This window comes from Bacillus cereus group sp. MG4, from assembly GCF_040460055.1.
GTDB classification, from domain to species: Bacteria; Bacillota; Bacilli; order Bacillales; family Bacillaceae_G; genus Bacillus_A; species Bacillus_A wiedmannii.
Genome location: NZ_JARVGZ010000004.1, coordinates 26177 through 51432 on the forward strand (window position 1 = coordinate 26177; position 25256 = coordinate 51432).

The following is a 25256-nucleotide window of genomic DNA, read 5'->3' on the forward strand; positions in this document are numbered from 1 at the left end:
TCCTTATTTTTTCGAACCAATTTTCGAGTTTTGATTATGCAATTTATATAGAATTTCTATTTTCTTTTCCTCTTCCATTTCTAATAATGGTATACATCGTTGCAAGTACCTTTTTGACGACTCGACCCGTTCTTTTACAACCAGTTCATTCTCACCATACACAAATAAAAAGTACTCCCGGTTTGTGCGCCCCCATTCTAAATATTGAAGTTCTTTCAATTTTTGTACGAGGAAACGTTCATATAATGGATTCTGACACGCTTCAATCTTCTTGAGTAGAAAACGTTGTTGCGGTTCTGTAGAAACAGGAAAATTCATAGATACAACTTTGATGGACTCTTGATATGATTGGTAATAGTGTGCGAGGTGGTAAATCGCAAATTCAGCTTCTTCCTCGTTCATGGAGTAAATATCAGTTCCCTGGATCTGCAAGATATCTACAAAACCTTGTTCTTCCCGGAATTCAAAAACGCCATTTTCAGTGATATCAATAATTGGAATAATCTCTGCAATACTCTTTTTTATATGAGGTGGTTTTTCTTGCTTTTTAGCTTTTTTTACTTTTTTCTCTTTTTCCTTTTTCCCTACTCTTCCCGAATCCTCGTCAATCTTCGCTGTTTTTTGTACAACCTCTTGCTTCTTATTTCCTAAATGTTGCATCATATTTTTCTTTGTTTTCTTCACCGGCACGACTTCTTCTCTCAAAGGAGAAACGAAAGGTTGCGTTTCTTTCTTTTCTTGAAATCCTTTTATTTTCACTACCTCGCCTGGTTTCTTTTCTTGTTTTAGTGGTTGGGGAGAAGGTTTGGTTTCGCTCTTCTTTTCTACCTGTCTATTCATTTCTTTTTCATTGAATAATGCCATCCCATTTCCTCCTTCAGTCTTGTTCCTGGTCAATTGCACAATACGTAGAACGCTTTCTGGCTAACGCAATAAACAATGCCTCAAACATCCGTTTTTGTGGATTTGTATTTGGACGAACAATCAAAATCACTCCTACTATCAACATAAAAATATAATATGGAATTTGAAACATGGGATGAATCAAAGGCTTCGTTGTCATGGTGAAAACCACAAGCCCAATAATAAACAGTAGATCAAATAAAAATAACGCTTTGTTAATCTTTAATTCCGTTCGTATTTCTTTCGGAATATTATAACTTGCCATTTACATTTCCTCCTTTTCAAACCGAAAAAAAGTAAGCATTCCTTGTATGCTTACTGTGCTCCACCCTATGCATCTTTTCTAGGATCTCTTTTTGGATTCTGATTTACATTTGGCTTCTGACTCTCGCCCTTATTTTGACCTTTGTTTCGTAAACTCTCCCCTGTATTTTGTCCAAGTTGATAAGAACGTTTTGTCTGTTGTACCGTTGGAGAATTATGAAAAGCATTGGAAAGGCGATCCTTTGCATATTGTCCAATTGTACGATTTTCTCTTTGCGGTGCTGGGATATCATTTGTAGAAGATGGCGCTGTATCTACTGGACGAGATGAACTTGAAGAGCTCTCACCACTTGATGGTGCTCCGCTATGACTTGGTTGAGATGATTCTGGTGCACTTGTTGGTATTCCGCTACTACCTGGTTGAGATGTTGCTGGTGTACTTGATGGCGCTCCGCTACCCCCAGGTTTACTTCCGCCTGGTGCACTTGTTGGCGCTCCACTACCTCCAGATTGCATTCCGCCGGATACATTCGCTGAAGAACCCTGCCCTTCATTTTTAACCTCTTTATCAAAACCAGACGATTTCATTTCATCTTGCAAGGACATTGCGCCACCGCCTGCCTCGCCTTGGGACGCTTGACTTTTTTCTGTTCCAGAACCTGATTGACCGGTTCCATTTGCCCCGCCATCGGCATTGCCTTGCTTTTCTTTCCCTTCTTTTCCATTCTCTTTACCTTGTTGTTCTTTGGCTTGCTTCTGCTCCTTTTGTTCACCACCATTTGTTTTCCCTGCATTTTTATATCCGTTTGCGATGCCGGCGGCACCCGCACCTGCTTGTAATGCACCATTACCTGTACTTTTTAACATGTTGCCAGCCTTCGACGCTATACCGCCGGTCGCTTTACTAAGTCCTTTTCCAAGTGCGTATCCACCTGCAACGATTCCCCAGCCATTTTTAAGTCCTGCATCAATACCAAAGATGCGTTCACAAATAACCGGACCATCTACGACCGCAAGACTTAAACAAACTAAAGCCAAGACGTAAGCAATCCCATTCATATTTTCATGAATATAATTCATACCGATGAGGTAAAGTTTTAATGAAATAAAGATCATAATCATAATTAAAAAAGAATTTAAGATATTAAGAAGAATATGCTTTGTCTTCTGTCCGTTTGCCACATCTGCCGGTGCAACTAAGTTTGCTAGAATGTAGCTGAAGGCTAGTTCAAAACACAATTTCCCAAGTTTGATCGCTGTAAATAACAGGGTCATACCAATGACAAATAGAGACGGAGCAATTTTCCAGAACTCCCAGTCCCATCGATAATATTTATCTGGCCAAAAATCAAACCAACCATTCTTCAAATCGATGAGCACTTCTTTTCCATCTGGTGCAATACTCATTTTCTTTTCTAAGATTCTTTTTCCATCACCTGATAAATCTGTATCTTTATCTATCTTAAAACCCTTATCTATTTTCTCTAAAATATCAATTCTTCTAATGTTCTCTTGTGGAATTTTATTAGGTTCTTTCAATTTTGTCGTTTTCCACTTTTCTATATCGAACTGTGCTACATCCGTGAGACCATCTTTTATAATTTTTTCACTTGTTGTTCCACTTCCTTTGAGATCCACCGCCTTAATCGCTTTATCTGTAAACTTATCTGCTTGCATCATAGCTGTACTCAGTAACACAATTACACCCATACTAATAAAAATGTTGACTGCAATTTGTTCTCGATTCGTTTTTCTATTAAATATCAATGTGTATCCAATATAAATCAGTGAAAAAGCAAATAGTACATACAAAATTGGTTGAAAATCTCGTACAAAAGACTGTACCTCTTCTGAAGCAAACAACGTTTTAACTAAAAGAATTTTATCTGTGATTCCTTCTAATGCATCTACCAGATATGACAATCCAATAATAATCATCCAACCAATCGAACGGAGTATATAATTGATAAAGCCACCAATTTCTAAATAATCATTAAACATCTTCAATATTTCTAAGACTTTTTCATCATTCATGATTTCACCTTCCTCTCTTACGCTCCGAATACTTCTTGTATGGTCATATCAAGATGCTCATCTACTTCATCTACCCGAATGACAATCGGTGCTTCACCGACTCCTCCTGGCTGTAAAAACACAACACCATTTGTAAGCCCAATCATCACTTCTTTTCCCGCTTTTACTTGTTTCCCGTAAACTTGCAAAATATGTTGTAAGGGATTGGTTACTTGCATCATACTTCCTCCTTCACGCCTTCTTTTTCTAGTAAACTATCCATAACTTCACCGTATTTCCCGTTAATCAGACGATAAATATTCTTATCAATTTCTCCTGTTGTCACTAATATCTTCAGCTCATCAATAAAGTTTTCCATTGTACTTGCTTGAATATCCGCTAATGATTTGTTCCATTGCCTCATACATTGTTTTTCAATGATGTTCCAAATGGAACGATGTGTTTCAAAGAATTCTTCTGCTGTTTTATGCTTCCAATTTTCTAAGGTAAGTGGCTCAAATGGACTAGACGGTTCTGATTCGTACACTGAACTCGGCTCAGATGCATACGCCTCTTCAGGAATCTCAATATCTTCATCAATATCCGCAAATTGTGGCTCCTCCGGATCCTCTTCTGAAGGAAGCGGAACTGGTTTTGGTTCAGATACTGCTACATTTAATTTTTGTTCCTCTGTTTGTTCAGGTGGTTCCTCTTCTTGTTTTGGGAAGAAGTCAATAATGAGGTCCCTTGGATTCACATATTCATGTAAAGAACGAATATCGATATCTAAAATCGATTGGTCTGTATCAAAATCATCCCATAAATATTCCCAGCGATATTTCATGACTGTTTTCCCACGATTTAGAATCGGAAACGGCTCTATCTTTTCAAAATTATTATCCCGACGCTTCATAAAGCGTATAATGGCGCTTTCTCCTTCTTGGAATCTCATTAACTCAGTTGGTGTTAATAATGGTTTTGTATCGATTCCTTCCGTTTTACTCTTATCAATAGACAATCCTTTTCCACTTCGAGACAACGAATTGATTGTTTGATTTCCTAACTTTTCGGATATTTCTTTAGCGGTTTCCTTATTCCCGGATTGAATATAGATTTGATTCCCGCAATTGTCTTGAATCGTTGTACTTGCGTCTCCGTATTTCATTTTTAATTGGGGAAGGGCTTGCACAATTAGGTTAAAGCGAATATTTCGACCTAAACAAACCGTAACGATATTCCCCATATCATCAATCGGTGGCATGTTACCAAATTCATCCAAAAGGAAAACTACTTCTCTATGACACTTCCCACCACGAGCTAAACCAGCATACTTAGATAGCACAAAATATAGCTGTCTAATAAAGATAGAAGCAATCACATGATTACTAGAATCGTAATCTGGAACGATCATAAAGACCGCAATTGGTTTTTCGAAAATAACAATGTTTTCAATTTGTAATCCATCTTGCTTCTCGGCAACTTTATATGTTGTTTCACCTGTATCCTTGTTAATCGTTTGAACTTCTACAATCATTTTCTTCTTTGTTTCGCTTTCCATTACATGGATACGTTGTCCCTTCTTTACTTTTTGCTTAAAGTTCAGTTCAAAACGTCCTTCTGTATCTGTTTTGATACTCTCTTTCGAACCATCCGGGAATATAATTTGTACCCGCACCCTTGGTGTTCCTTTTCCTTGTATGCTTTTCCCAAAGCCAATTCGCTTCAAATCGATATTATTACGGGATGTCATTTTTGCAATCCCTTCGAATGTAAAGATGGATAGTTTACTCATTGTTGTACTAAAAATACCACCTCGTGTTGTGCCACCTTTCGCAAAATTCGAAGTCGCATATTGCATTTTGGCTACACTATCAGCCGGAAGCATTTCAAAATATATATCTAATACATTTTTCGTATTTCCTTGTTTATCAATCACAATCTCTTTCGAACCAAGCTCTGATAACATATTAGCAACCGTGTACATACAAATTTTATCTTCTGTTTTTTCCTCTATACATTTATCTATAATCGCTAAAATTAATGCATTACATAAACTCATCGAACTATTATTCCAAAATGGATCTTTTACATTTGGATTGTAGTAAAGAGAGTAGGATAATGTATTACAAAGTGTTTGTGCTGTCGCTGTATCTCCTTGTTTGTAGGCATCTTTAATGAGTTGAAGCAAGTTATAACTCATGGACTCTAAAGGATTAATTAAATTTAAAACTTCAATATGGAAACCTCGTTGTTCCAACGTTTTTTTAGATGCTGCCAGCAATTCACCCTTCGGGTCATTCGCGATTATAGAGGGTTGTATTTCTGCACGAGAATACGCATCAATCGTTGGAAATACAAAGGTTTCCCCTTTACCAGACCTTGTTGTACCGATGATTAGGTTACTAACTGCACCATCATCAATTAATAATCGTCCTGCCTTTGCACTATCTTTTAATTTCTTAATTTCTCCCCATTTTTCCATCCCTTTTGCATCTATAACCCTTTTTGCTTGTTTTAAAATGGATTTGCATGAAACCACATCATAACGAGAAATGACAACGCCACCCTTTCCTTCATATCGTTCTGTTTTATCTGGAATGGCACGATATTGCTGTTTGACTTCATCTAAAGTCGCAAAACGGGAGGAGTCTTTTTGATTCTGATTCAAGTCTTTAAAGCTTGAGCGAATTTTATAAGTGAATTGCAATGTACATAAGCTCGCAATTAAGAATAAAATCAGATATAGGAAAAAAGGATGTTCAAAGGTATATAGATCCTCTATTCCAATATGAAAAGGTTTTGGATGTAATAAATCCGAAAAAGTTGTTTTCACTACTTCTACGATGATGTTTCCTAAAAAATTTGCGATAAGAAAGATTCCACTAAACAAAAAAGTACTCATCGGGATGAGTACTTTCCATTCAGCTAATTTATACTTGAGTGGCGCTTTTTGTTGCACATGCACGTTATCCCCTCCTGTTATGAAGTGACCTTTGTCAATAGTTTTTCAACCATAATATTTTTTCTTGATGGCATACAAAAGCTTCAGAAATAAGATCTATCGACAGTTAACCACTCTGTTATTCGTGGATTGGTTACCTCAGGTTAATGGTCCGTCGTTAGGCTCTTATAATCTTATTGCGTGGATCACATCTTTTCACATTCTAATAAATAGCTTGTTTATCAGAATTTCAGCTGCGCCAGAAAAGGAGGGACATAGATAGCCAGACCTGTAATTCACTATCTCTGAAGCTCACCTATGCCATCAATTGATACCTTTGGTCTCTAACAATGAATGAATCAACTTCATATCCCTTTTTGATTTTTTAAATTTTTCCTGTTTCTAACCCCCAGATAAAACACCCAAGTTCTCTTGCAACCGCTGTAATAGCAACATTTCTGGGTTTCCCTTGATACATCATTCGATGATATTTTCTTTGTAACCTTTCTACTGCCCGATCTGCATAGGAAATTACTTCGCTTCGTTGCCCTTTTTGTCTCGCTTTCACTCGTTTCGATTTTAATCCGATTGCTCCTTTTACCAATGCATTTGCACATTCTACAAGAGTAGACCTAACGGTCGAATTGCCTTGTTTTGTAATCGAACGTCGACTGATTTTTTCTCCACTAGAACTTTCGCTTGGCGTCAATCCTACATAAGTCATAAATGCTTTAGCCGTGGGAAAACGAGTGAAGTCTGCAATTTCCACATGAACAGTCATTGCCGATGTTGTATCTATACCTTTTAGGCATCTTAACTTTGCGATGGGTTCTTCGTATCTTTCACTATGAGATAATTCTTCTAGTCTCAGACTGAATCGCTCAATTTTATCAACTAGAACATCATACTGTAATAGATATTCATCTAACGTTTCTTTGAATAATCCTTGTAAATCAAGATTCTTTAACCATTTCATGTAAGCGATTGTCCAGCTTGATTTTCCTTCATACACATAGCCATGTCTTAAAAGGAATGCTTTTATCTGTTGTTTCATCTTCTTCAATGACGTTTTAAAATCACCTAGCATGCGGATATACTCTTTTACGGCAACATCCTCTTCTTCTGGAACATATACTTCTTTATAGGTGCCATTAGCTAAGTTAAGAGCAATCATTTTAGCATCAAATTTGTCATTCTTCACCATTTTATTTTTAGATGAACTGTACATGGTTGTTGGAGCTAAAATATCACAATCAATCCCATTTTGTTCAAGAAGATTATGAAGTGAATACCCTAAACAACCCGCCTCATATCCAGCTTTAATTTTTATATCTTCACCATATTTTGTTTTTAGTTTCTCAACGAATTTTTGTAACTACTCAGCTTCCTCACGGAGGCTTTTTTCATTTACTAGTCTGATATGTACTTTTTGTGTGAATACTAGATATATCATACAAGGAGGTGGTATTTATGTTGAAAAAACAAGAAATTCTAGCTGTCTATCAAAAGGGACCTCAAGCTATTTGCGATTTTGTTCATCAATTAGAAAGTCAAATACAGAATTTAAAAGAGCGTATAGAAGAATTAGAAAATCGTTCAAAAAAAAACTCTACAAATAGTCATAAACCACCCTCTACAGATGGTTTTCGTAAGCCTATTACAAAAAGTTTGCGAAAATCATCCCAGCGTCAAACCGGTGGCCAGTTGGGCCACAAAGGACATACTCTTGGTTTGACAGCGACTCCAGACCATACAATTACATATTCTCCTACCTATTGTACTTGTTGCTATACTTCTTTAGACCATGAGCCTGTAAAAGGATACCGCATTCGCCAAGTGTATGATTTACCACCTATCCAGATAGAAGTGACGGAACATAAAGTGGAACAAAAAGAATGCCCACATTGCCATTCTATTCAAGAATCCCAGTTTCCTTCTACTGTCTCTCGTCCTGTTCAATATGGTCCAAATATAAAAAGACTAATCCCCTATTTAACGCATTATCAGTGTCTTTCTTTAAAAAGAACAAAAGAATTCTTTCAAGATTGTTTTGGACATTCTATCAGTGAAGGAACGTTAGTCAATCATACAAACAGTTTTTCGGCTCAATTGCAGCCTTTTCTCCAAGAAGTAAAAGACCAGATCCTTCAGTCTTCTGTTGTCCATTTTGATGAAACCGGTATGCGTGTAGAAAATAAAACACAATGGTTACATACTGCCAGTACACCGGAGGTGACATTGCAACATATTCATCAAAAACGCGGAAAAGAAGCAATGGATGCTGGAGAAATCTTGCCGTCTTTTTCTGGAATCGCGATGCATGATGGTTGGAAATCATATGATGCGTATACAGATTGTCGTCACGTATTATGTAATGCCCACCTCTTACGAGATTTACAAGGAATTATAGATAGTACCGGAGAAAAATGGGCACAACAGATGCAGGAGTTTTTAACGCAAGCCTTAACGCTAAAAAAACAATACAAAGGACTCCTGCCAAAAGCAGAGCAAGAGAATCTGTCGACTGCCTATCAAGCTATATTAAAAGAAAAACAAGTATTTTCTTCAGAACCAAAAAAGAAAGGAAAACAGACGCCTGCTCAAAATTTATGGAATCGCTTCGTCAAATATGCTGACAGAATTCTAGCATTTTTAGAACATCCAGACATTCCATTTGATAACAATCAAGCAGAACGGGATATTCGAATGACGAAAGTCAAACAGAAAGTGTCTGGAACGTTTCGAAGTAAGAAAGGCGCAGAATCTTTTTGTCAGATACGAAGCTTTATAAGCACCATGAAAAAACAAAAACAATCTGTCTTACAAGCGATAGGTCAGGTTATAGAAACCGGAACGGTTCCTTGGAATTGCACGATTTCATAAGAGAAATTCTCGATTCGATCTAGATTCTTTCTCTTATGGGCATATTTTTTTTCATGTTTTCGAATTGGAAACATGTATTTAGCATGCTTTTTTGTCTGAGGAAGCTGAGTAGTTACGAATTTTTTTACGAGAGATACATTTGAAGCACATCGTGCTTCTCTTACAATTTCCCCAGTTGTTCCGTGCAATGCACATAAGCTAAAGCTTTCTTTGTGGACATCCATCCCAATATAGATTATATTTTCCATAGTGGCCTCCTATTATCATAGGGTATAACCCCATTCATGGTGTTTGTTTTCATTCATTATTATGGGTTAAAATCCCTGACTTGATAATTTAGGAGGTCACTTCATATTATCTTATCATCTTTTGTTTGTCTTTTTCCCAAATTTTATATATAGTGTCTTGGATCATTTTTTGAACCTCTACCGTGTAGAAAATAAACATCAGCACAATAAATCCCAACAAAAACATTACATACGTTACTATCATATCTGACCTCTTTTCTTCAAGTTACATTCCATTTCTTTGTAAAATTTCCATTGTGAGTACCCAATTCGCAGTAAACTTAATATAACAGGTACTACTAATAAAACAGCCATAAAAAGAGATAGAGAATGTATTTTCTGTTCTGCTACAAATGCAATACTAGCAATCAAACCAACTGCTATTACAATTGCTAATGGAATTTCTAATAACAATATTTTTTTCGTCAACTTTCTATCCATAATGAAACGTATTAACAGAACCATTAAGACATAAAACATACCAAAGAGAGTAATTCCATTGATTGTATGACCTTTTGTCCATTCATATCCAGAATCATTTACGCCCCACATGATATAAGTAATTCCTAATACGCCTAAAATAGTGTAAATTCCTAAACTTAACTTTCTCCCGTACGCTATCCATTTTTCCTCCTTTTTAGAAAATAAAAGAGCCAGTTGAAGGTTTAACCAGCTTGTGATCCGTTTTATTTATCATTCGTGTGCCAAAGTATTCTTTTCAGGTTGTGACGTCTGTTTTAAGGCTATTCTTGTTATTTGCAAACCAACTACAATACCTGTTACAAGGAAAAATAACGGATAAAAAGCTCCATCTTTGTATCCGAGAAAGAAACCGAAAGCAAGAAAACCGCCACAAACACCACTTAACATCAATGTCGATAATCCAAACAAATAGCTTACCTTAAGGATAGTCAATTTTTTATAGTCCTGACCCATTACTAGTACCCCTGTCATGAAACTAGCTCCAATCAAAAGAACTGTCATCAAAAGATACATATCTGCTCTCTCAAAAGCAATACTTGACTCTTGATACCAGGGCATCCAACTTCCTATCCCTTGATACCATGTAATTCCATGCCACCAACCAAACATCCCGACTATTAACAAATAAAGTAATCCTAAAAAATGAACATGATTACTACGAGCCAATTTCTTTATATGATCCATTCCAAATCCCCCTTTTCTATTCAAAATTCAAATTGCATGAAACATATATGACAAAATTTATTTTTTATTTTTGTTTAATGAATACTCTTTATATATTCCCAAGATACCAACTATTGTTAAAATAAGAATAGGGAATACAAACACAACTTCTATTGGCAACCAATCTATTTTGGGAATTGTTACAATTGGTTGTAATTCCATAACCTCTCCTCCATCTCTCATATTTCTATTTCTCCTATAAATTTCTATATAAAAAGAGCTGGTTGAATATCCAACCAGCTTGCTATCTTTTCTAAACGAAATCCTAATTTGTACTTAAAAAGTATTCATCGATTAAGCATAATGAATTGAGGAAATTTAATATCAATTTCTATTGGAGGTAATGTTTGAAAACTGGCTATGATTTTTGTGTTTGCCTCTTTCATTTGTTGTAAAAATGATAAAAAACCATTTACTTCTTCAGCAAATAAATAAAATGTGTCATCAATTATTACAAAGTCATGCTGTTTAGCTAAATCAATTATTTCTTTGCTCAATTCCACTTTCGGACAGGCCCGATCGCACAGGTTTATAACATTTAACTTATCTCCTTTAAACAATTCTTTAAGATCTTCATACTCACCAATAAAATCTAAAACCAGTACGTTATCCAACTTGATAGCAAGTTCTTTTAAAATTGTTGTTTTACCTGTAGCAATATCGCCAACAATCTTTAAATTTTCCTTTATGTTCAATATCTCATTTGTTTGAAACATGTTATATCCCCCTTATATCATTCTTTATACACAAGTTGGTTGAATTTTGTCTCCTTTTGTTTTCACTATATTTTCTTGATTCAATAGCTCCTGTACAATATCTTATTATTCTTCAAACGATATAGGGGTTAGTAATGTTTTTGCGACATCTAACATATCTGGAAACATTATGGTTAGAGAAATGAACGTCATCAGTAATATGCACGTACATACTTTCCGACTTCTTTTACGTACCCCATGAATAAAGAACAGCGATAACAAAACAAGCCATATAACTCCCAATATGTTCACCCTACTCTTTCCCTTCTATCATTAAACTAAAACGGATGATTTCGGTTTGTCTCCCCCATCTGTCGGCGGATCTACCGGAGGTTTTGGCTTATCTCCTCCATCTGTTGGCGGATCTACCGGAGGCTTCGGTTTGTCTCCTCCGTCCGTTGGCGGATCTACCGGAGGCTTCGGTTTGTCTCCTCCGTCCGTTGGCGGATCTACCGGAGGCTTCGGTTTGTCTCCCCCATCTGTTGGCGGATCTACCGGAGGCTTCGGTTTGTCTCCTCCGTCCGTTGGCGGATCTACCGGAGGCTTCGGTTTGTCTCCTCCGTCCGTTGGCGGATCTACCGGAGGCTTCGGTTTGTCTTCCCCATCTGTTGGCGGATCTACCGGAGGCTTCGGTTTGTCTCCTCCATCTGTCGGCGGATCTACTGGAGGCTTCGGTTTGTCTTCCCCATCTGTTGGCGGATCTACCGGAGGTTTTGGCTTATCTCCTCCATCTGTTGGCGGATCTACCGGAGGCTTCGGTTTGTCTCCTCCGTCTGTCGGCGGATCTACCGGAGGCTTCGGTTTGTCTCCCCCATCTGTTGGCGGGTCTACCGGAGGTTTTGGCTTATCTCCTCCATCTGTTGGCGGGTCTGGTAATGGAATAGAAGGTTTTTCTTCAATAACAGGCGGTTTTACATTTTCTTGTGGGATTACATCTCCGATGCTAGCTACTGTTGTATCTTTTATATTTCCAAATACAAGTTGATTACCTTTCGTTTCTGTTGGAATACTATTCGATGCAACAATCGCAACATCATCTGTATTCAAATGACTCGATTTTGACAACTCCTGGTCTAACATAGCCACGACACGAGATGTCGCTTCATCTGAATTTTTGATATGACTTGCAATCTGTTTATCTTTTTTGTTTAATTGTTGCTTTTCCATATGATCTAATACAAATGCTACATTTTTGTTAGACTCCTGACTCTTCACAGCATTTTCTGTCAAAGAAGCAAAATCCTTTTCTTCTAACTTTTCCGGCTCTTTCTTTTCTTCTTGTTTCTTTTTCTCATTTTCCACTTTTTTAGAAACAGATGCTTTTTTATCCGTCTTCTTACTTTGCTCTGAACCAAACAAGCTACATCCGGATAAAATCCCTACAGACAAAGAAGTCGCTGTAACCGTAAGTCCCATCTTTTTTAAAACATTTTTATAATCGATTGGCATTTCATTTCCTCCCTTAAATTTCCTTCAATACTTTATCGATGTTTTCAATCTTTTTCTTTTTCTCTTCATCTGGTACTGTTGATTGCTCCACTTCTTTCTTTTCTACTTCCTTCACTTGTTTCATCACATTCTTATTGCCCTGTGCTTTTGCAAAGATAAAGCAATCCTCATATTTTTTCAGTCTCAAATATGCATCTACAATGGATTGTTCCCGGCGACCATCTATACTCACCTTATCTTTTAGACGAACAACCTCTCCATCTTTTTTTGCCAACACTGCTTTTTCAAAGTCAATCACATCATTTTTGACTTGAATCTCATTTACTTTTTTCAAATTATCAATCGCTACATAATAGCTCACAACACTCTCAGCAAATTTCGGTTCATACTGTAAGGCCTTATTTGCTTTTCCGCTTAATAAGTAAGAGAATAAAACTGCTTTTTGACTCTCCTTATCTAGTTCTTTATAATCCAACTGCTCAAATTCTTGAATTGCCTTTGGATATTGCTGAATCGAAGCTTGTTGAAGTCCTTTAACTAAATGCGTATTGGGTTGAGTTGTTGCTTCAACTGGCTTAGATGGTACAGCATACAAGGAAAACACACTCACAGCTCCTACTACGATTCCTCCAATTGCTCCTCCGATTATTTGAAACAGATGTTTTTTGTTCCCTTTTCCCTCTTCTAAAGGAATATCTCCTTTGTCTTGTTGTTCCCCTTTCACTTTGGTTTTCTCTTCTGGTTCTTCTATTTCTTCTGGTGGAGCAATCTCTTGTAAAAATTCTTCGATATCTTGTTTCATGAGTTGTAAAAGTGCCTCTTTTTGCTTCTCTTGATCTTCACCCATTTCCATAGAAGAAAGTTTATTTTCTACATGTTCATACAAATGAGAAGCATAACCAGAACCCAGGGACAATGTCCCTGCATACATCTCTTCACTGTTTTGATCTAAAATGTGAAAATCTACATGGATAATATTTTGTTGTTCCTGTAACTCTTGTTCCAGTCGATAGGTAATCTTACAAGCATCCTGTAAGGACATCTTTTGAAAACTTTTAATCTCTGGTGTTGCGCTTTTGGTAAACATGACCTCTAACATAAGTAATTTCCCCCTCTCCTTTCTAACGCTTTATGGCATATAAAAAGAAGCTATACAAGTGCATAGCTTCTTTACCAAAACATATGTTGTTGTATCTTCACATCCAAAAGAACAGGATAGATCCAAACTTGATATTACTATTAATTCCTTCTGCCAATCCTTTTGCACCCATTACAATAATTAACCCTACAGCTGAACCAATAAACCAGCCTTTACTCTGGTGTCTTCCACGCTCACCACCCCAGATAAGGTAGTAACCACCGATACAAAATGCGATAGCTGCACTAATAATTCCTAAGCGTTGTGCCCAGGTTAAAACTGCTTCACCTGTACTAACTAAACTAGACATTCCATCTCCAGCACCTAAAATCAAGTTGTTTAATTTAAACATCTCTTACACTCTCCTTATATTTGTGTTATACAACTTCATTTGACTGAGAAAGTGTACCCGTACCTTCAGGTACCCTACTAGGTCCTTTCTCTTCTTCTACAAATAGAGTGAGCGCTTCTAAGATTAAGTCTTGATTTCCTTCAACGAACTGTTGATGTTGTGCGTGTAACCAATTTTGATAGCTTTCTCCTTTGACCTTCAGTAACTTTTCTACCAAATCTCTTGATTTTTTTAAATCTCTTTGTGTAACAGTTGGAATAGGCAATTTATCACACCGCCCTTCTATCCTCTTATTTGTCGATATACATTTCCTTCATATTTCGGACAAACACATCTAATTCTTTTTCTAAATCAGATGATTTGTATTTTTCAAAGGGAATTTCCTTTTTTAGTTCTCCTTTTTGATAATACGCTAATGTATCTGGTCTTTGTTTTACCCCATAATAAGATTGTCCTTTAGTTCCGTCATATCCAGGATGATAACTATTTAACTCCTTGCCACTTACAGTGTTCTTTTCAAAAACTGTTTTTACTTGATTTGTAAAGAAATCTCTTTGTTCTTTATCAAAAGAGTAAACTACAAATCCCGTTCCATCCTGTGACATGAATTTTTTAATTTCTTGAGGGCTTAATTCTTCAAGCTCTCCTTTCTTGCTATTAGAAAATACCAGTGTGGAACCAATCCCTAGAACGGCAACCAATGCAACGATAACGGCAATGATTTTTGATTTTTGAGTCATACTTTTGACCTCCCTATGTTATTAAACAAGCGATTTTGGAGTCTACTGAGAGTTCAGATTATTTCTCCACATCTGGTTATCATTATAGCAAGAATATTAGGAAAAAAATGAAAAATTACCATTTATGGCGGATATGGTAAACCCTATATTGGCATGCATATCAGAATCAATCCCGACTTAATCCTAATAAGCCCAATATTGCACAACGTTTTGGCATGTACGTAGAACCTTATATATCTACTGTTTTTGATGTTCACCGCTTCTTCAGAATGTCATTAAGGGATATTCCTCACGGCTAATACTCCGCACAGATCATTGATATATCGTATCTTGGTCACAAGTATGAGTTCTGATTTTTTACAACAGAACCCATAGACGAGTTTTACGTACCCACTCCTCGAACGATAATCGTATACCCAACTTTTTAAGTGACCATTTTAAAAAGGGGCACGCATGTGAATTTTTCAAAGGGCAATTGTGCTTTGATAAGGAAAAACTTTCGTTTTGAACGTCTATAAAAATAGTTGCGAAATTGTTGGTTTTTCCATTATCATCGGATAAAGCTATCTATCTCAGCACACTCCAAAACCGCTTGTTTGTTCTCAAAAATCGTTTTATTTCCGCCGTTGGCGCACGGTTGTCAATTCATCGCTTTGGTTTCTTCTTTTGGCAATTATTTTTTGCTTTTCATCCATGACTGAACGGACACGGTAATAGATCTCTGCGACCCTCTCAATGTTTCCTGTTGTATCTTCTACCGCTACCGCTCCTTTTAGCTGATACACTTTGCCATCGAATGTTTTGACACTTTGTGCACATGACGACGATATATCATAGAATGCAAGTCTTTGCTCTTTTCCCATGTCTATCGCCTCCTTCAAAGGGAAGGACTTGAAATCCCCCCTTTCACCTTGTATAGTTTTCTAGCCATCTATATATCATGAATGACTGTGAAATCCCGAAAATCTTATACGATTCTGTTTAATTCCCTAATACCCTGCCAATAAGACTGTACGGCTAATACTGCCTGTGCTTCAGATGAACACTTCGTAATTTCTGGTAAAAAACTTTTCCCTTTGTATTCAAATAGAGTTGCTTCTCGAAATGCATCTCTTTCATATTCTGCTATTTCTCGATGTATGAGATGTTGACCTTCGGTAATTTTTTCAATCAGATAATTGGATGGTTTTACTTTCATGTTTTGAAATTCTTCCGCATTTGCTTCCATCAATTTCATAAATTTTCTCCTTTCTGAAGTAAAAAGAGTATTTTTGAAAGGTAAGACTATACTAGAACTGTTGTCTGACACGATGTAACGATTCGTTTTGCCCCATGTTTTCCGTATATACGCTGTAAAACGGAATGAGATTCTACTACGATGGAAGTTCGAATATTATAGGTAGCACTTTCTTTTAAAAACTGCTCTATATGAGGGATAGGATAAAGATCAAATTGATAAAAAACGAGATGAATCGGTCGAATTTTCTTCTTTTCAGTTAGAAAGTGGAGAAAATGAGATAACGCCTCACCTCTATCTTCATACGTACTAGTAACCGTATCTATACTGACATACATGATCACTTTTTGATTATTTTCATAATCTAAGAACACTGTATCACTTAACAAATTGTGCTTTACAATGTGATATCCTTGCGCTAGCTTCTGTCGATGTGTATCTTCATACACTTGATTCGTTGGATCGAAAATAAAGATAAACTTTTGTTTAGCTTTCCTGACACCCTCAATCACTGTCCTATAAACTTCTTGAGAAGCTTTTGTCACATCCACACCCTTTTCTCCTCGATCAAAAATTCCAACCGCCTGTAGAAGCTCTGAGCACCTTCGAATCACTCCTAGCATGTCTATGTCTCCTTTCTTATTTCATTCTTTGAAACTTCTTACTCAATATTGAAACCAAAAATATTCCCGTTTCTTTTCCAGATTTCCATTCCTCATTACATGTTCATCTAATACCTCTAGCAATTTTGTAATGGTTCCTTCTCTTGTCTCATTCGCTGATAAAACCAAAACCTTAAAAATTTGATAGGCTGGATGACGTTGATCGAGCGAATCTGTTATTTCCGACAAGTACGTCTTCTGATTGTTGACCTTTTGTATGAACGCTCTGACCTGTTCTAAATCTAAGTAATACAAGTCCTTATGCCGTTGATCCAAATACAAAATACTACCTGCCAACAACTTTGTAGCGGATTCAATCCAAAAATCATATCGTTCTTTTGGTTTGACCACCGTTTGTGCGATTGAAATTGCTTGCATGAGATCTTCGGAAAGCCAATCACCCTTACGATGCATCTTTCCGTTTCCCAGTTTCCCTTCAATCCATGTATTTGAACGACTCCTAACCATTGGCTCCTTCAAAATAAATGGCTGTTTGGTTGTACCGATGTAGACTCCTGACATCTCATTTCATCCCCCTTCGGTTTCTTACACCTTGTTCCCTATCCAAAACACAATTGCCCAAATGGGAAGTGCAAGTATACATGCATTCCGACAGCCAACAAAAAAACCAAGCGGATTTTCATCTATTTCACTGAAATGAGCTTGGGTTTTCGTCATATTTTCTTGTCTCATCTTGCAATTCTCCCTTTCTTATTTGGAGTTATTGTGCTTTCTTACGATTTCTTACTGCGAATACAGCTCCCATTGCACCAAATGCGATACATGCAAGCCCGATCCATTTTATATATGGATTTTCCGCTTTACCGCCTGTTGTTGGAAGATGAGCTTCTACTTTCTTTGGTGCTTGTTCTGGTTGCACCTTCGTCACAATCGCTTGTGGCTGTTCCACCTGTGGAACGACCGGTTTTTCTGTTACTTTTGGTTGTTCCGGTGCCTGAGGTTGTGGTGTTTCTGGCTGTTCTGGTTTTTGTGGTTGCTCCGGTTGATGTGGTGTCTCTGGTGTTGGTGGCGTTGGTTTCTTCTCATCCTTCACCGTATGTTTAATAATCTGGCCATTTTCTTTAATCTCGAATGAGAAGGTTTCCTCATTGATTAAATACCCTTCTGGCGCGAGCGTTTCACGGTATGTGTACTTGCCATAAGGTAATATTGCAAATTTCGCAATGCCTTGTTCATTCGTTTTACCTTTGACTACTTCTTTTCCAGCCACATCATAGATAGTAAACTCAGCACCTGGCAATTTGTTATTACCATTCGCTACATCTACCTTTGTTATTTCTAAAGAGCCTATAATACCTTTATTTTTTGCGGTTAATTCTATTGTCTTCCCATTCTCAGAAATGTTAAAAGGAATTGGTTCTTTTGTAAGTACATAACCGGTTGGTGCTTGTTTTTCCACAAACACATATGATCCGAACGATAAATCATTTACTTGAATCAAACCATTTTTGTCAGTCTTGTGTTCACTGATTTTCTTTCCTTTACTGTCCTGAAGAATGAATGTTGCACCTTCTAGTTTTTTATCAGGATTTTCTCCGTCTACTTTGAGAAGTTGCACATTCCCTTTCACTTCTTTATTTTCAACAGTAAATGAAAGTGTTTTTCCTTGCTCTTTAATCTGGAATGGGTACTTCGTTTTATTAATAAGGTATCCTTCTACACCTTTCGTCTCCACAAAATAGTACTGCCCATATGGAAGATCCTTTACTTGAGCAATTCCTTGCTCATTTGTATTGGTTTTCGTAACTTCTTTTCCATCCGCTGTATATACCGTGAACTCTACCTTCGGAAGCACTTTTCCACTGTCACTTAGCTTTTTAATCTCGATGTTTCCTTTTACTTTCGTGTTCGCTACAGTGATTGTTGCCACCTCATCCGTTTTCACTTCAATCTTTTGCGGTTCGTTATTCAGTACATAACCAGTCGGTGCTTTTACTTCTTTCAGAGTATAATTTCCAATTTCTAAACCTGAAAGGCTTGCTGTACCTTGCTCATTTGTAGTCATTGTGCCAACTTTTTCGCTTGCACTATTCAAGACTTCAAATACAGCACCTTGTAGCAATTCTTTCTGCTCCCCTACTTTTACAACTTTTAATCCACCAAGGGATTTCCAATTTACGTGTAGATCAGCACTTACCTTTTCCTCATTTCTTTCTAATAAAACCGTTGCATCTTGTACTGTGTCAGTACCTTTATAAGCTACTGCATGCAACTTAGAAAGAGTTGAAGTTACTTTCAAGGAAAAGTCACCGCTCTGAGAGGATTTTGGTACAAGGATACGGAATTGTTCCCCTAGGTTAAATTGTTGTTTCTCTTCACCGTTTGCGGAAACAATTTTCGTTCCAGTTGGTGCACTTGTTAGTTGTACTGTAAATACACCGCTTTTCGCATTACTTTCTACTTGGTACAAGGTCGTTTCAAAGTACTCACCGTTTAACTTTGCTTCTTGATTATCTGTGGGTGTTACATTCATGAACATTTCTTGTGTTTCCTGGCTTGCATTTGCCCCATCAATAATTGATTTTACGGCTTTTGCAACATTCGCATTCTTATGCTGAACTTCACTAATGTCAATTTGACCTAATGATGCCCAAACACTGAGCTGGGTCGCGTAATGCGCCTCTTTCCAATCGGAAACACCTAATTCTTCAGGACTCTTTTGCGGATATCCATTTAGAAGAACTTTATATACAACATTGTCTGTACGTCCCATCTCTGGAAGATCTTCACCCCCAGGTGAACGAAGTCCATATGTAAGGCAATACGCAATTTGACCACTCTTATTCTTTAATAGTTCGGTCCGAAGGTCTTTGCCATACATGGGGCTATAACTCCAATTCATTTCGTATTTCTCATGATTGATGACTTCAGCACTTGCTTTCGTCAGTGGAAATACTAAATTCAAGACAACAAGAAGCGTACTCATGACAATGAGCAACACTTGATACGATCGTTTCAACATGCCTTAACAGCTCCCTCATATTATGCAGTTTTCAAAGGTCAATAATTCTGAACCATTAATTCTATTTGAATTAATGATTTTTTTTACTATAATAAATCTTATATGGTTACTTTGTATCTTTATCAAAATAAAAGTAACTATTTTTAGGTTATTCCCGAACTCGATAATACGTTGGTACAAAAAAGTACTCTACAGGCTTGTTGAAAAAAACGGAAATTTTTTCCGCTCGTTCAGCATTAACTCCGGACCTGCCCTTCTCTATAGAATGTAGCACTTGGGGACTAATGTTTAATATCTGAGAAATAAACTCTAATGAACAATTTTGGGCCTTTCTCTCGTATTTTAAAGACATTTCATAACCTCCTTTCGGTTATCCTTACGTGTATCATATATCACTTTTAAAGTTAAAACAACTACTTTTTTGTTTTTTATTGGGAGCTTTTTATTTTCTTATCACTTTTTAAGTTACAAGCCCTCTTCGGAGTTATAACAAATGTATATCCTACAAAAAAACGCACAACATATCATAAAATTAAGAGGGAGGAAAAATAAAAATGAGTATTTTTGGTGCACGTGTAAAAACATTAAGACTAGAAGCTGGATGGAGTATGAAACAGCTAGGTGAAAAAATAGGAGAAGTTAGTGGAACAAGTTTCGCTCAAACAACTGTTTCAAATTGGGAAAATAAAGGGGCTGAACCTCCATATAACGTTTTAATAGTTATAGCGAATCTTTTCCAGGTCAGTACAGATTATTTAGTTGGCAATACTCAAACCATTCAAGACAAGGGATTGTTTTTAGAAGAAAATCAAATAAACAAGGATATTAATATAAAGGAACAAGAAGTTGAACAAAGTCACGAGCCACCTTTTATGACAACAGATCTTTATGAAGATCTACTTGCATTGCCAATAAGCAAAAAAGAGCAATTAGAGAAGCAACTTCATGAATATACAGAATTTATTAACTATAAGTATGACAAATTACAAGAAGAATATATGAATTTTAGAAAATACATTCAATACGAAATTAAAGCCTCCAGTTCAAATTAACCGGAGGCTTTTCATAGGTTACATTCTTCTATTCTTACATTAACGATTGATATCTCATAATAATAGTTATACAATAGGACATATAAAGAAATATAACCTTATTAAAGTTACTAAAAATAAAAAATAAAAAACAAAAAAATAAACCCTACCACAACCTATTTTTAATTGGCAAATCACTTTGGCCGGTGAACCAATTAAAAACTCAATCAGAGTAGGGGGCTTATTTATAATTATGTTTTCTACATATTTATTATAGCATGTAAAAAATATAATGTGAATAAAAACCTCTACTTTTCCAGCATTTTTCTGTTTCTTTGTGGTGGAAAAAATAGGAGGTTTTTTCTGTGTTATTAAACAACTTTTTGCTTAGTCGCGCAAAAGCTGAATTAAGTCCTCGAATTAAACATTTACCCAAAACACCGGGAACTATTAATCAATCAATCAAGAAAGTTACTACTTATATTGATAATATTGTCCATGATGAATATGAAGGTGTTACCACAAAAGATTACCTTACCAAAAGACAATTTGAAGCCTTTGAGACTATCTTATCTTATTTGGTACAAGAAGGTTATGCCCAAGTAAGGCAAGAACACATTTGTAAAAAATCGGGGATTTCTAAACCCATTATTAATTACGTGTTGAATTGGCTGCAAGATTTAGGAGTATGCCAACAAATAAAGGTAAGACGGCACGGAAAGATTGCTCCTTCCGTTTACATCTTGACTATACATAACAATTATTTAAAAATTATTGAATACTTCAAGGTAAAATGGGCTTTAGCTATTGATATATGCTCTACTTTTACAGAGTTTTTAAAGAAGAAAATTTCTCAAGAAAAAAGTAAACCTGAAAAGGAAAACCAAATATCTGTTTCCTCTAATGGATTAGATATTTTTGATATTAAAACAGAGCGAGAAGAAGATTTAAACACTTACTTAAGTGAAGATCAGAAAAGAGCTTACCACCATATAATGAGTCAACGTGTAACAAATTTAACTGAAAAAGATGCTTATGTTATTGCTTTAAGATTGCCACCAGATTTAAATAACTTAGAAACGTCTGGTGCGTGGGCTTTTGAAGAATCTGTTAAATGGTTCAGAGATAACAAAGCTGATTATAGCGCTCCTGCTCATTTTATGACAATGTTTAGTGAGAAATTAAAGTTTTATCAAAAACAAAGAATAATTGAATCTCAAAAACGTCTTGCGAAAACGGGGATAGAAAAAAAGAATAATAGTACAATCCCATTCGATTTATTCAAAAAAATGCTTATTCCGAACCTGTAAACCTTATTTTCAAAAAAATAATTATCATTTAGCCTTGCTTGAAAAAATCACACATAGCAAGGCTATTTGTCATGTCTTTATTAATCCTCCACTTTCTTTAAGTTTCTTCAAGCACTTAAAGAAAAAAACAACCACATTTTTTACTAGAATTTTCATATTCCGCTTAAAATTCTAGTAAAAAAAGCCTTCCCTTTTAAAAATGAATACCCCCTAATTTACCCACATTTTAACCTAGAAATTTACTAAGCTATATTTCTAAATCGCTTGTGAGAGTAAGCATCAAAGGCTGTATTTTATTTCTAATGTTTTTATTGGTTTTACTTTTTTAAAACAAGATTTAATAAATAAAGTAATTTCATATTTAATTTGTATTTTAAAAAGTGAATTTTGTCACTCCTTAGGGAGGAAATACTTTTTACTGATAATAATTAAAGCAAGCTAAAATAAGCTAAAGAGATTCCCTATAAATTTACAATTTAAAACATATTACAAACTCATTTATTGAGATTTTGTGAAAAGGCTTACGTTTTAATTTTAAATAGCAATTTTTAACGAAGTTTAGGGATTCGCTTTATATAGAAAAAAATAAAATTATAGGATTTTTAACAATTAATGTGGAAGCGTTCTATATAAAAAATAAAGGAGGGCGAACAGTTGCAAGAACGCTCATTTTGGACAAAAGATGTTGCCGAACGCTTAGAAATAGGTACAAGTACGCTTAGGAAATGGTGTATAGCTTTAGAACAGGAACAATATTCTTTTGTAAAAGGTGCAAAAAATAGTCGTGCTTTTGTTCAAAAGGATATTAAAGTACTAGAACAGATGAAAAAGCTGATCCAAGAGGCTGGAATGAGTATTGAAGGAGCCGTGAAGGTTGTTTTATCTGTTCCTTTTGCTGAAGTTGAAACAGATAATGATTTAGAGGATGGTAATAGAACGCCTAGCGTTCTTTCAGAGAACGTAATGAATTTACCTAAAGAATTTATAGAACAATTACTTCAAGAACAGATATTACTAAAAGAGAAAATTCAACAGCTCGAACGTATTGAAATCATGAATGCCGAACGGTTAGAACGCATGGAGAACAGATACAATGAACGGGATAATTTGCTATTAACACATGTTAGAGAGATACAAGAAACTAAACAACTTTTAGTAGCATCTCAAAACAAACAAAAAGAAAAAAAGTGGTGGGAATTTTGGAAATAACACATTTAAAATAAATTATTTTAAATTAGAATAAATTAGGGTGGATATATTAGATAATCTTTTTTGAAGTTACACCCGAATTATAAATTGTTTTAAATGAAAATAAATCACCTTAAATTAAAATGATTTATTTTCATTTATTTATGTTGATTTTTCTGGTTAATTATAGTAAAATGTAATTAAGGTAAATTGAAATGATTTAAAATAAATTTTTTTCAATAAGAAAGGGGTAATATAAATGAAATTCAATTATTTTGTAGAAGATGACAATGGGAATTCCGAGAAGAAGATTACAATTAATGGAGAAATGATAAAATTTCCAAACACATATAGTTATGTGTATAAAGAGCCTGTTCCGCAAGATAAAAAAATTGAAGAATTAGTGCATGGATTAATTCATAATATGGATGTTACTGTTAATTCATCAGCTTTGAAAGGTCAAGTAGCTCAAAGGGTGTTTGTAGGAGAACGTGCCATTCGTTCTGGTGAAGATCTTCAGAATCTTAACATTAAATCAAACCGTGGTAAGCATAGACAAGATACTACAATTATGACAACAGTTAGTGCAATTGCTTGTCGTTCGGTTCAAGATATGTTTAAAAATCAAAACTCAATAGAAGAAGGCACAAATATAGAAGCAATTGTTTCTATGGTTACAGCTTTACCAGCTAGTGAATGGACAAAAGAAAAAGCAAAACAACTCTCTGAAAGGTTTACAAATAGTAGTCACCATGTAACGGTAACTGTAGGTGATTTGAGAGTTTATGCAACTTTGAAATTTGAAAAAGTAATTGTTGTACAAGAAGGGACTATTGCCCTATTTGCTTTAATCGAGGATGGTAATGGGAAATATAGAAATGATGACATATTTAATGAGTTTAAAGAAACTTATGATATGAAAGATATAACGGGTGAATACTTCCAAGAAAAACGTCTTCTACACATAGACATTGGTGACGGAACAACAGAATATGTTGTTACAAAAGGCTATGATTATGATAATGATCACAGTTCGGGAGAAAGACATGGTATAGGTCATGCGATTGAACGTGCTAAAAAAGATTTCGAAGATGAATGGGGTTTTGCTATACAAAGACAAGAGTTTGCCGGATATCTAAAAGAAGAGCATCCTAAATATTATGAAGATGCTAAAAAGTTCTTAGCAAGAGCTAAATTTAATTTAGCTGATGAAGTATTAGATACTGCGGAAACTAAATTACAAGATTTAAAATATGACGTAGAAGTCGTGGTTGTCTATGGCGGTGGAAGTATCCAATTAAAAGAAAATCTTTTCGAAGATCTAAAAGAAATTTGTGATTCTAAAAAAATTAAAATATTATGGATTAATGCTAAGAACGCAACGGAAATGAATGTTAAAGGCATGACAGTATTTAGTTCAATTGCATTTCAAAAAGAACAAGTAAAATAGGTGATTATGATGGCTAAACCAAAAGCGATTCAAATTCCATTATCGGAGAAAATGCGTCAAAGATGTCCAGAACTATTTGTTTGGATAGAATCACAGGAAAACCCTAATGAAGCTACAAGAAAGGTGTTAGAACATTTTATAGCGTTATACGGGACACAAAGTGTCGATAACGAAGAGATTAAGCTTGGAATGGCTAAAGACTTGTTAAGTGCAAAAGGCATGCTACAAGGAGATATCCCAAGAGGTTTACCTTCCAAATCACCTTTAACGTACAAACAGCCAGAAGAGGGTAATGTAATTGAAGAAGTTAAAAGCCCAATAGTAACTGCAAATGAAGATAATCAGCCAAAAAATATTCATATTGAAAAATCGAAAGAAAAAACTCAAGAAGATCCAGTAAATAAGCCTATAGAAAGAAATATAGATATGAACAAGTGGACGAATTAATAATTTTCTAAAATGAA

27 protein-coding genes and 2 pseudogenes are annotated in these 25256 nt (G+C 35.7%); 6 read left to right on the forward strand and 23 right to left on the reverse strand.

Annotated features, from left to right (window positions below):
* Nucleotides 1-3: 3 nt before the first annotated feature.
* The 6 genes and pseudogenes from QCI41_RS30150 to QCI41_RS30175 form a co-directional block, all read right to left on the reverse strand.
* Nucleotides 4-864, reverse strand: coding sequence for a hypothetical protein (locus QCI41_RS30150; RefSeq protein WP_353839075.1), 861 nt, complete (start codon nucleotides 862-864; stop codon nucleotides 4-6).
* A 13-nt stretch (nucleotides 865-877) separates the two neighbouring features.
* The gene (locus tag QCI41_RS30155; protein WP_016121225.1) at nucleotides 878-1168 is read right to left on the reverse strand and encodes a DUF5592 family protein; all 291 of its coding nucleotides are present in this window, start codon (nucleotides 1166-1168) and stop codon (nucleotides 878-880) included.
* A gap of 65 nt (nucleotides 1169-1233) precedes the next feature.
* On the reverse strand, nucleotides 1234-3201 hold the full coding sequence (locus tag QCI41_RS30160) for a pLS20_p028 family conjugation system transmembrane protein (RefSeq protein WP_353839074.1): 1968 nt from the start codon (nucleotides 3199-3201) through the stop codon (nucleotides 1234-1236).
* 17 nt (nucleotides 3202-3218) lie between these two features.
* A complete protein-coding gene (locus QCI41_RS30165; RefSeq protein ID WP_353839073.1) occupies nucleotides 3219-3422 on the reverse strand; it encodes a hypothetical protein in 204 nt (67 codons plus the stop codon).
* A complete protein-coding gene (locus tag QCI41_RS30170) occupies nucleotides 3419-6145 on the reverse strand; it encodes a VirD4-like conjugal transfer protein, CD1115 family (protein WP_353839072.1) in 2727 nt (908 codons plus the stop codon). The genes QCI41_RS30165 and QCI41_RS30170 overlap by 4 nt, the downstream gene beginning before the upstream one ends.
* Nucleotides 6146-6506: 361 nt before the next feature.
* A pseudogene (locus tag QCI41_RS30175) lies at nucleotides 6507-7496 on the reverse strand (IS110 family RNA-guided transposase); the annotation flags it as partial.
* Between the two features lie 95 nt (nucleotides 7497-7591).
* Between QCI41_RS30175 and tnpC the strand changes: the two are divergent.
* The gene (tnpC, locus tag QCI41_RS30180; RefSeq protein ID WP_353836078.1) at nucleotides 7592-9004 is read left to right on the forward strand and encodes an IS66 family transposase; all 1413 of its coding nucleotides are present in this window, start codon (nucleotides 7592-7594) and stop codon (nucleotides 9002-9004) included.
* Nucleotides 9005-9117: 113 nt separating this feature from the next.
* On the opposite strand, the pseudogene QCI41_RS30805 reads toward tnpC, so the two are convergent.
* The 17 genes and pseudogenes from QCI41_RS30805 to QCI41_RS30265 all read right to left on the reverse strand — a co-directional run.
* Nucleotides 9118-9252 (reverse strand): annotated as a pseudogene (locus QCI41_RS30805) (IS110 family RNA-guided transposase); the annotation flags it as partial.
* A gap of 240 nt (nucleotides 9253-9492) precedes the next feature.
* Nucleotides 9493-9843 (reverse strand): hypothetical protein, encoded by a 351-nt coding sequence (locus QCI41_RS30190; protein ID WP_353839069.1) that lies wholly within the window; start codon nucleotides 9841-9843, stop codon nucleotides 9493-9495.
* A 141-nt stretch (nucleotides 9844-9984) separates the two neighbouring features.
* The gene (locus QCI41_RS30195) at nucleotides 9985-10458 is read right to left on the reverse strand and encodes a hypothetical protein (protein WP_353839068.1); all 474 of its coding nucleotides are present in this window, start codon (nucleotides 10456-10458) and stop codon (nucleotides 9985-9987) included.
* 57 nt (nucleotides 10459-10515) lie between these two features.
* Nucleotides 10516-10680 (reverse strand): hypothetical protein, encoded by a 165-nt coding sequence (locus QCI41_RS30200; RefSeq protein ID WP_176545726.1) that lies wholly within the window; start codon nucleotides 10678-10680, stop codon nucleotides 10516-10518.
* Nucleotides 10681-10784: 104 nt separating this feature from the next.
* The gene (locus QCI41_RS30205; protein ID WP_255288245.1) at nucleotides 10785-11213 is read right to left on the reverse strand and encodes a hypothetical protein; all 429 of its coding nucleotides are present in this window, start codon (nucleotides 11211-11213) and stop codon (nucleotides 10785-10787) included.
* A gap of 312 nt (nucleotides 11214-11525) precedes the next feature.
* On the reverse strand, nucleotides 11526-12701 hold the full coding sequence (locus QCI41_RS30210) for a hypothetical protein (RefSeq protein ID WP_353839067.1): 1176 nt from the start codon (nucleotides 12699-12701) through the stop codon (nucleotides 11526-11528).
* 13 nt (nucleotides 12702-12714) lie between these two features.
* Nucleotides 12715-13800 carry an LPD25 domain-containing protein gene (locus QCI41_RS30215; RefSeq protein WP_098679850.1) on the reverse strand — a complete coding sequence of 362 codons (1086 nt, stop codon included), beginning with the start codon at nucleotides 13798-13800 and terminating at the stop codon, nucleotides 12715-12717.
* Nucleotides 13801-13897: 97 nt separating this feature from the next.
* Nucleotides 13898-14191, reverse strand: coding sequence for a hypothetical protein (locus tag QCI41_RS30220; protein WP_002187987.1), 294 nt, complete (start codon nucleotides 14189-14191; stop codon nucleotides 13898-13900).
* 25 nt (nucleotides 14192-14216) lie between these two features.
* On the reverse strand, nucleotides 14217-14456 hold the full coding sequence (locus QCI41_RS30225; RefSeq protein ID WP_097984844.1) for a hypothetical protein: 240 nt from the start codon (nucleotides 14454-14456) through the stop codon (nucleotides 14217-14219).
* A gap of 25 nt (nucleotides 14457-14481) precedes the next feature.
* Entirely contained in the window at nucleotides 14482-14931 is a 450-nt protein-coding gene (locus QCI41_RS30230; protein ID WP_353839066.1) for a hypothetical protein, read from the reverse strand.
* Nucleotides 14932-15545: 614 nt separating this feature from the next.
* Entirely contained in the window at nucleotides 15546-15794 is a 249-nt protein-coding gene (locus QCI41_RS30235) for a hypothetical protein (protein ID WP_098679852.1), read from the reverse strand.
* Nucleotides 15795-15898: 104 nt separating this feature from the next.
* The gene (locus QCI41_RS30240; RefSeq protein ID WP_098679853.1) at nucleotides 15899-16168 is read right to left on the reverse strand and encodes a hypothetical protein; all 270 of its coding nucleotides are present in this window, start codon (nucleotides 16166-16168) and stop codon (nucleotides 15899-15901) included.
* A gap of 47 nt (nucleotides 16169-16215) precedes the next feature.
* A complete protein-coding gene (locus QCI41_RS30245) occupies nucleotides 16216-16791 on the reverse strand; it encodes a TraM recognition domain-containing protein (protein WP_353839259.1) in 576 nt (191 codons plus the stop codon).
* Between the two features lie 42 nt (nucleotides 16792-16833).
* On the reverse strand, nucleotides 16834-17298 hold the full coding sequence (locus tag QCI41_RS30250) for a type IV secretory system conjugative DNA transfer family protein (protein ID WP_423748855.1): 465 nt from the start codon (nucleotides 17296-17298) through the stop codon (nucleotides 16834-16836).
* 78 nt (nucleotides 17299-17376) lie between these two features.
* Nucleotides 17377-17523, reverse strand: a complete 147-nt coding sequence (locus QCI41_RS30255) for a hypothetical protein (RefSeq protein ID WP_176545703.1) — start codon at nucleotides 17521-17523, stop codon at nucleotides 17377-17379.
* A 28-nt stretch (nucleotides 17524-17551) separates the two neighbouring features.
* A complete protein-coding gene (locus QCI41_RS30260) occupies nucleotides 17552-19813 on the reverse strand; it encodes a SpaA isopeptide-forming pilin-related protein (RefSeq protein WP_353839110.1) in 2262 nt (753 codons plus the stop codon).
* A 148-nt stretch (nucleotides 19814-19961) separates the two neighbouring features.
* Nucleotides 19962-20165 (reverse strand): helix-turn-helix domain-containing protein, encoded by a 204-nt coding sequence (locus QCI41_RS30265; protein ID WP_097984832.1) that lies wholly within the window; start codon nucleotides 20163-20165, stop codon nucleotides 19962-19964.
* A gap of 202 nt (nucleotides 20166-20367) precedes the next feature.
* On the opposite strand from QCI41_RS30265, the gene QCI41_RS30270 reads away from it, so the two are divergent.
* The 5 genes from QCI41_RS30270 to QCI41_RS30290 all read left to right on the forward strand — a co-directional run bounded on the left by QCI41_RS30270 (nucleotide 20368) and on the right by QCI41_RS30290 (nucleotide 25239).
* Nucleotides 20368-20865: a helix-turn-helix domain-containing protein gene (locus QCI41_RS30270; protein WP_029437153.1), complete on the forward strand. Its 498-nt coding sequence runs from the start codon at nucleotides 20368-20370 to the stop codon at nucleotides 20863-20865.
* A 344-nt stretch (nucleotides 20866-21209) separates the two neighbouring features.
* Nucleotides 21210-22154, forward strand: a complete 945-nt coding sequence (locus QCI41_RS30275; RefSeq protein WP_098679032.1) for a Replicase RepFR55 — start codon at nucleotides 21210-21212, stop codon at nucleotides 22152-22154.
* Nucleotides 22155-22808: 654 nt separating this feature from the next.
* Nucleotides 22809-23363: a DUF3967 domain-containing protein gene (locus QCI41_RS30280; RefSeq protein ID WP_098679031.1), complete on the forward strand. Its 555-nt coding sequence runs from the start codon at nucleotides 22809-22811 to the stop codon at nucleotides 23361-23363.
* Nucleotides 23364-23601: 238 nt separating this feature from the next.
* Nucleotides 23602-24792 carry a ParM/StbA family protein gene (locus QCI41_RS30285; RefSeq protein ID WP_353839109.1) on the forward strand — a complete coding sequence of 397 codons (1191 nt, stop codon included), beginning with the start codon at nucleotides 23602-23604 and terminating at the stop codon, nucleotides 24790-24792.
* A gap of 9 nt (nucleotides 24793-24801) precedes the next feature.
* Nucleotides 24802-25239: a hypothetical protein gene (locus QCI41_RS30290; protein WP_353839108.1), complete on the forward strand. Its 438-nt coding sequence runs from the start codon at nucleotides 24802-24804 to the stop codon at nucleotides 25237-25239.
* Nucleotides 25240-25256 lie beyond the last annotated feature (17 nt).

Coding starts and splice junctions, on each gene's coding strand:
- QCI41_RS30150 (WP_353839075.1), bottom strand. CDS start 864: ATGGCATTATTCAATGAAAAAGAAATGAATAGACAGGTAGAAAAGAAG.
- QCI41_RS30155 (WP_016121225.1), bottom strand. CDS start 1,168: ATGGCAAGTTATAATATTCCGAAAGAAATACGAACGGAATTAAAGATT.
- QCI41_RS30160 (WP_353839074.1), bottom strand. CDS start 3,201: ATGAATGATGAAAAAGTCTTAGAAATATTGAAGATGTTTAATGATTAT.
- QCI41_RS30165 (WP_353839073.1), bottom strand. CDS start 3,422: ATGATGCAAGTAACCAATCCCTTACAACATATTTTGCAAGTTTACGGG.
- tnpC (WP_353836078.1), top strand. CDS start 7,592: ATGTTGAAAAAACAAGAAATTCTAGCTGTCTATCAAAAGGGACCTCAA.
- QCI41_RS30190 (WP_353839069.1), bottom strand. CDS start 9,843: ATGTGGGGCGTAAATGATTCTGGATATGAATGGACAAAAGGTCATACA.
- QCI41_RS30195 (WP_353839068.1), bottom strand. CDS start 10,458: ATGGATCATATAAAGAAATTGGCTCGTAGTAATCATGTTCATTTTTTA.
- QCI41_RS30200 (WP_176545726.1), bottom strand. CDS start 10,680: ATGAGAGATGGAGGAGAGGTTATGGAATTACAACCAATTGTAACAATT.
- QCI41_RS30205 (WP_255288245.1), bottom strand. CDS start 11,213: ATGTTTCAAACAAATGAGATATTGAACATAAAGGAAAATTTAAAGATT.
- QCI41_RS30210 (WP_353839067.1), bottom strand. CDS start 12,701: ATGCCAATCGATTATAAAAATGTTTTAAAAAAGATGGGACTTACGGTT.
- QCI41_RS30215 (WP_098679850.1), bottom strand. CDS start 13,800: ATGTTAGAGGTCATGTTTACCAAAAGCGCAACACCAGAGATTAAAAGT.
- QCI41_RS30220 (WP_002187987.1), bottom strand. CDS start 14,191: ATGTTTAAATTAAACAACTTGATTTTAGGTGCTGGAGATGGAATGTCT.
- QCI41_RS30230 (WP_353839066.1), bottom strand. CDS start 14,931: ATGACTCAAAAATCAAAAATCATTGCCGTTATCGTTGCATTGGTTGCC.
- QCI41_RS30235 (WP_098679852.1), bottom strand. CDS start 15,794: ATGGGAAAAGAGCAAAGACTTGCATTCTATGATATATCGTCGTCATGT.
- QCI41_RS30240 (WP_098679853.1), bottom strand. CDS start 16,168: ATGAAATTGATGGAAGCAAATGCGGAAGAATTTCAAAACATGAAAGTA.
- QCI41_RS30245 (WP_353839259.1), bottom strand. CDS start 16,791: ATGCTAGGAGTGATTCGAAGGTGCTCAGAGCTTCTACAGGCGGTTGGA.
- QCI41_RS30250 (WP_423748855.1), bottom strand. CDS start 17,298: ATGGTTAGGAGTCGTTCAAATACATGGATTGAAGGGAAACTGGGAAAC.
- QCI41_RS30255 (WP_176545703.1), bottom strand. CDS start 17,523: ATGAGACAAGAAAATATGACGAAAACCCAAGCTCATTTCAGTGAAATA.
- QCI41_RS30260 (WP_353839110.1), bottom strand. CDS start 19,813: ATGTTGAAACGATCGTATCAAGTGTTGCTCATTGTCATGAGTACGCTT.
- QCI41_RS30265 (WP_097984832.1), bottom strand. CDS start 20,165: ATGTCTTTAAAATACGAGAGAAAGGCCCAAAATTGTTCATTAGAGTTT.
- QCI41_RS30270 (WP_029437153.1), top strand. CDS start 20,368: ATGAGTATTTTTGGTGCACGTGTAAAAACATTAAGACTAGAAGCTGGA.
- QCI41_RS30285 (WP_353839109.1), top strand. CDS start 23,602: ATGAAATTCAATTATTTTGTAGAAGATGACAATGGGAATTCCGAGAAG.
- QCI41_RS30290 (WP_353839108.1), top strand. CDS start 24,802: ATGGCTAAACCAAAAGCGATTCAAATTCCATTATCGGAGAAAATGCGT.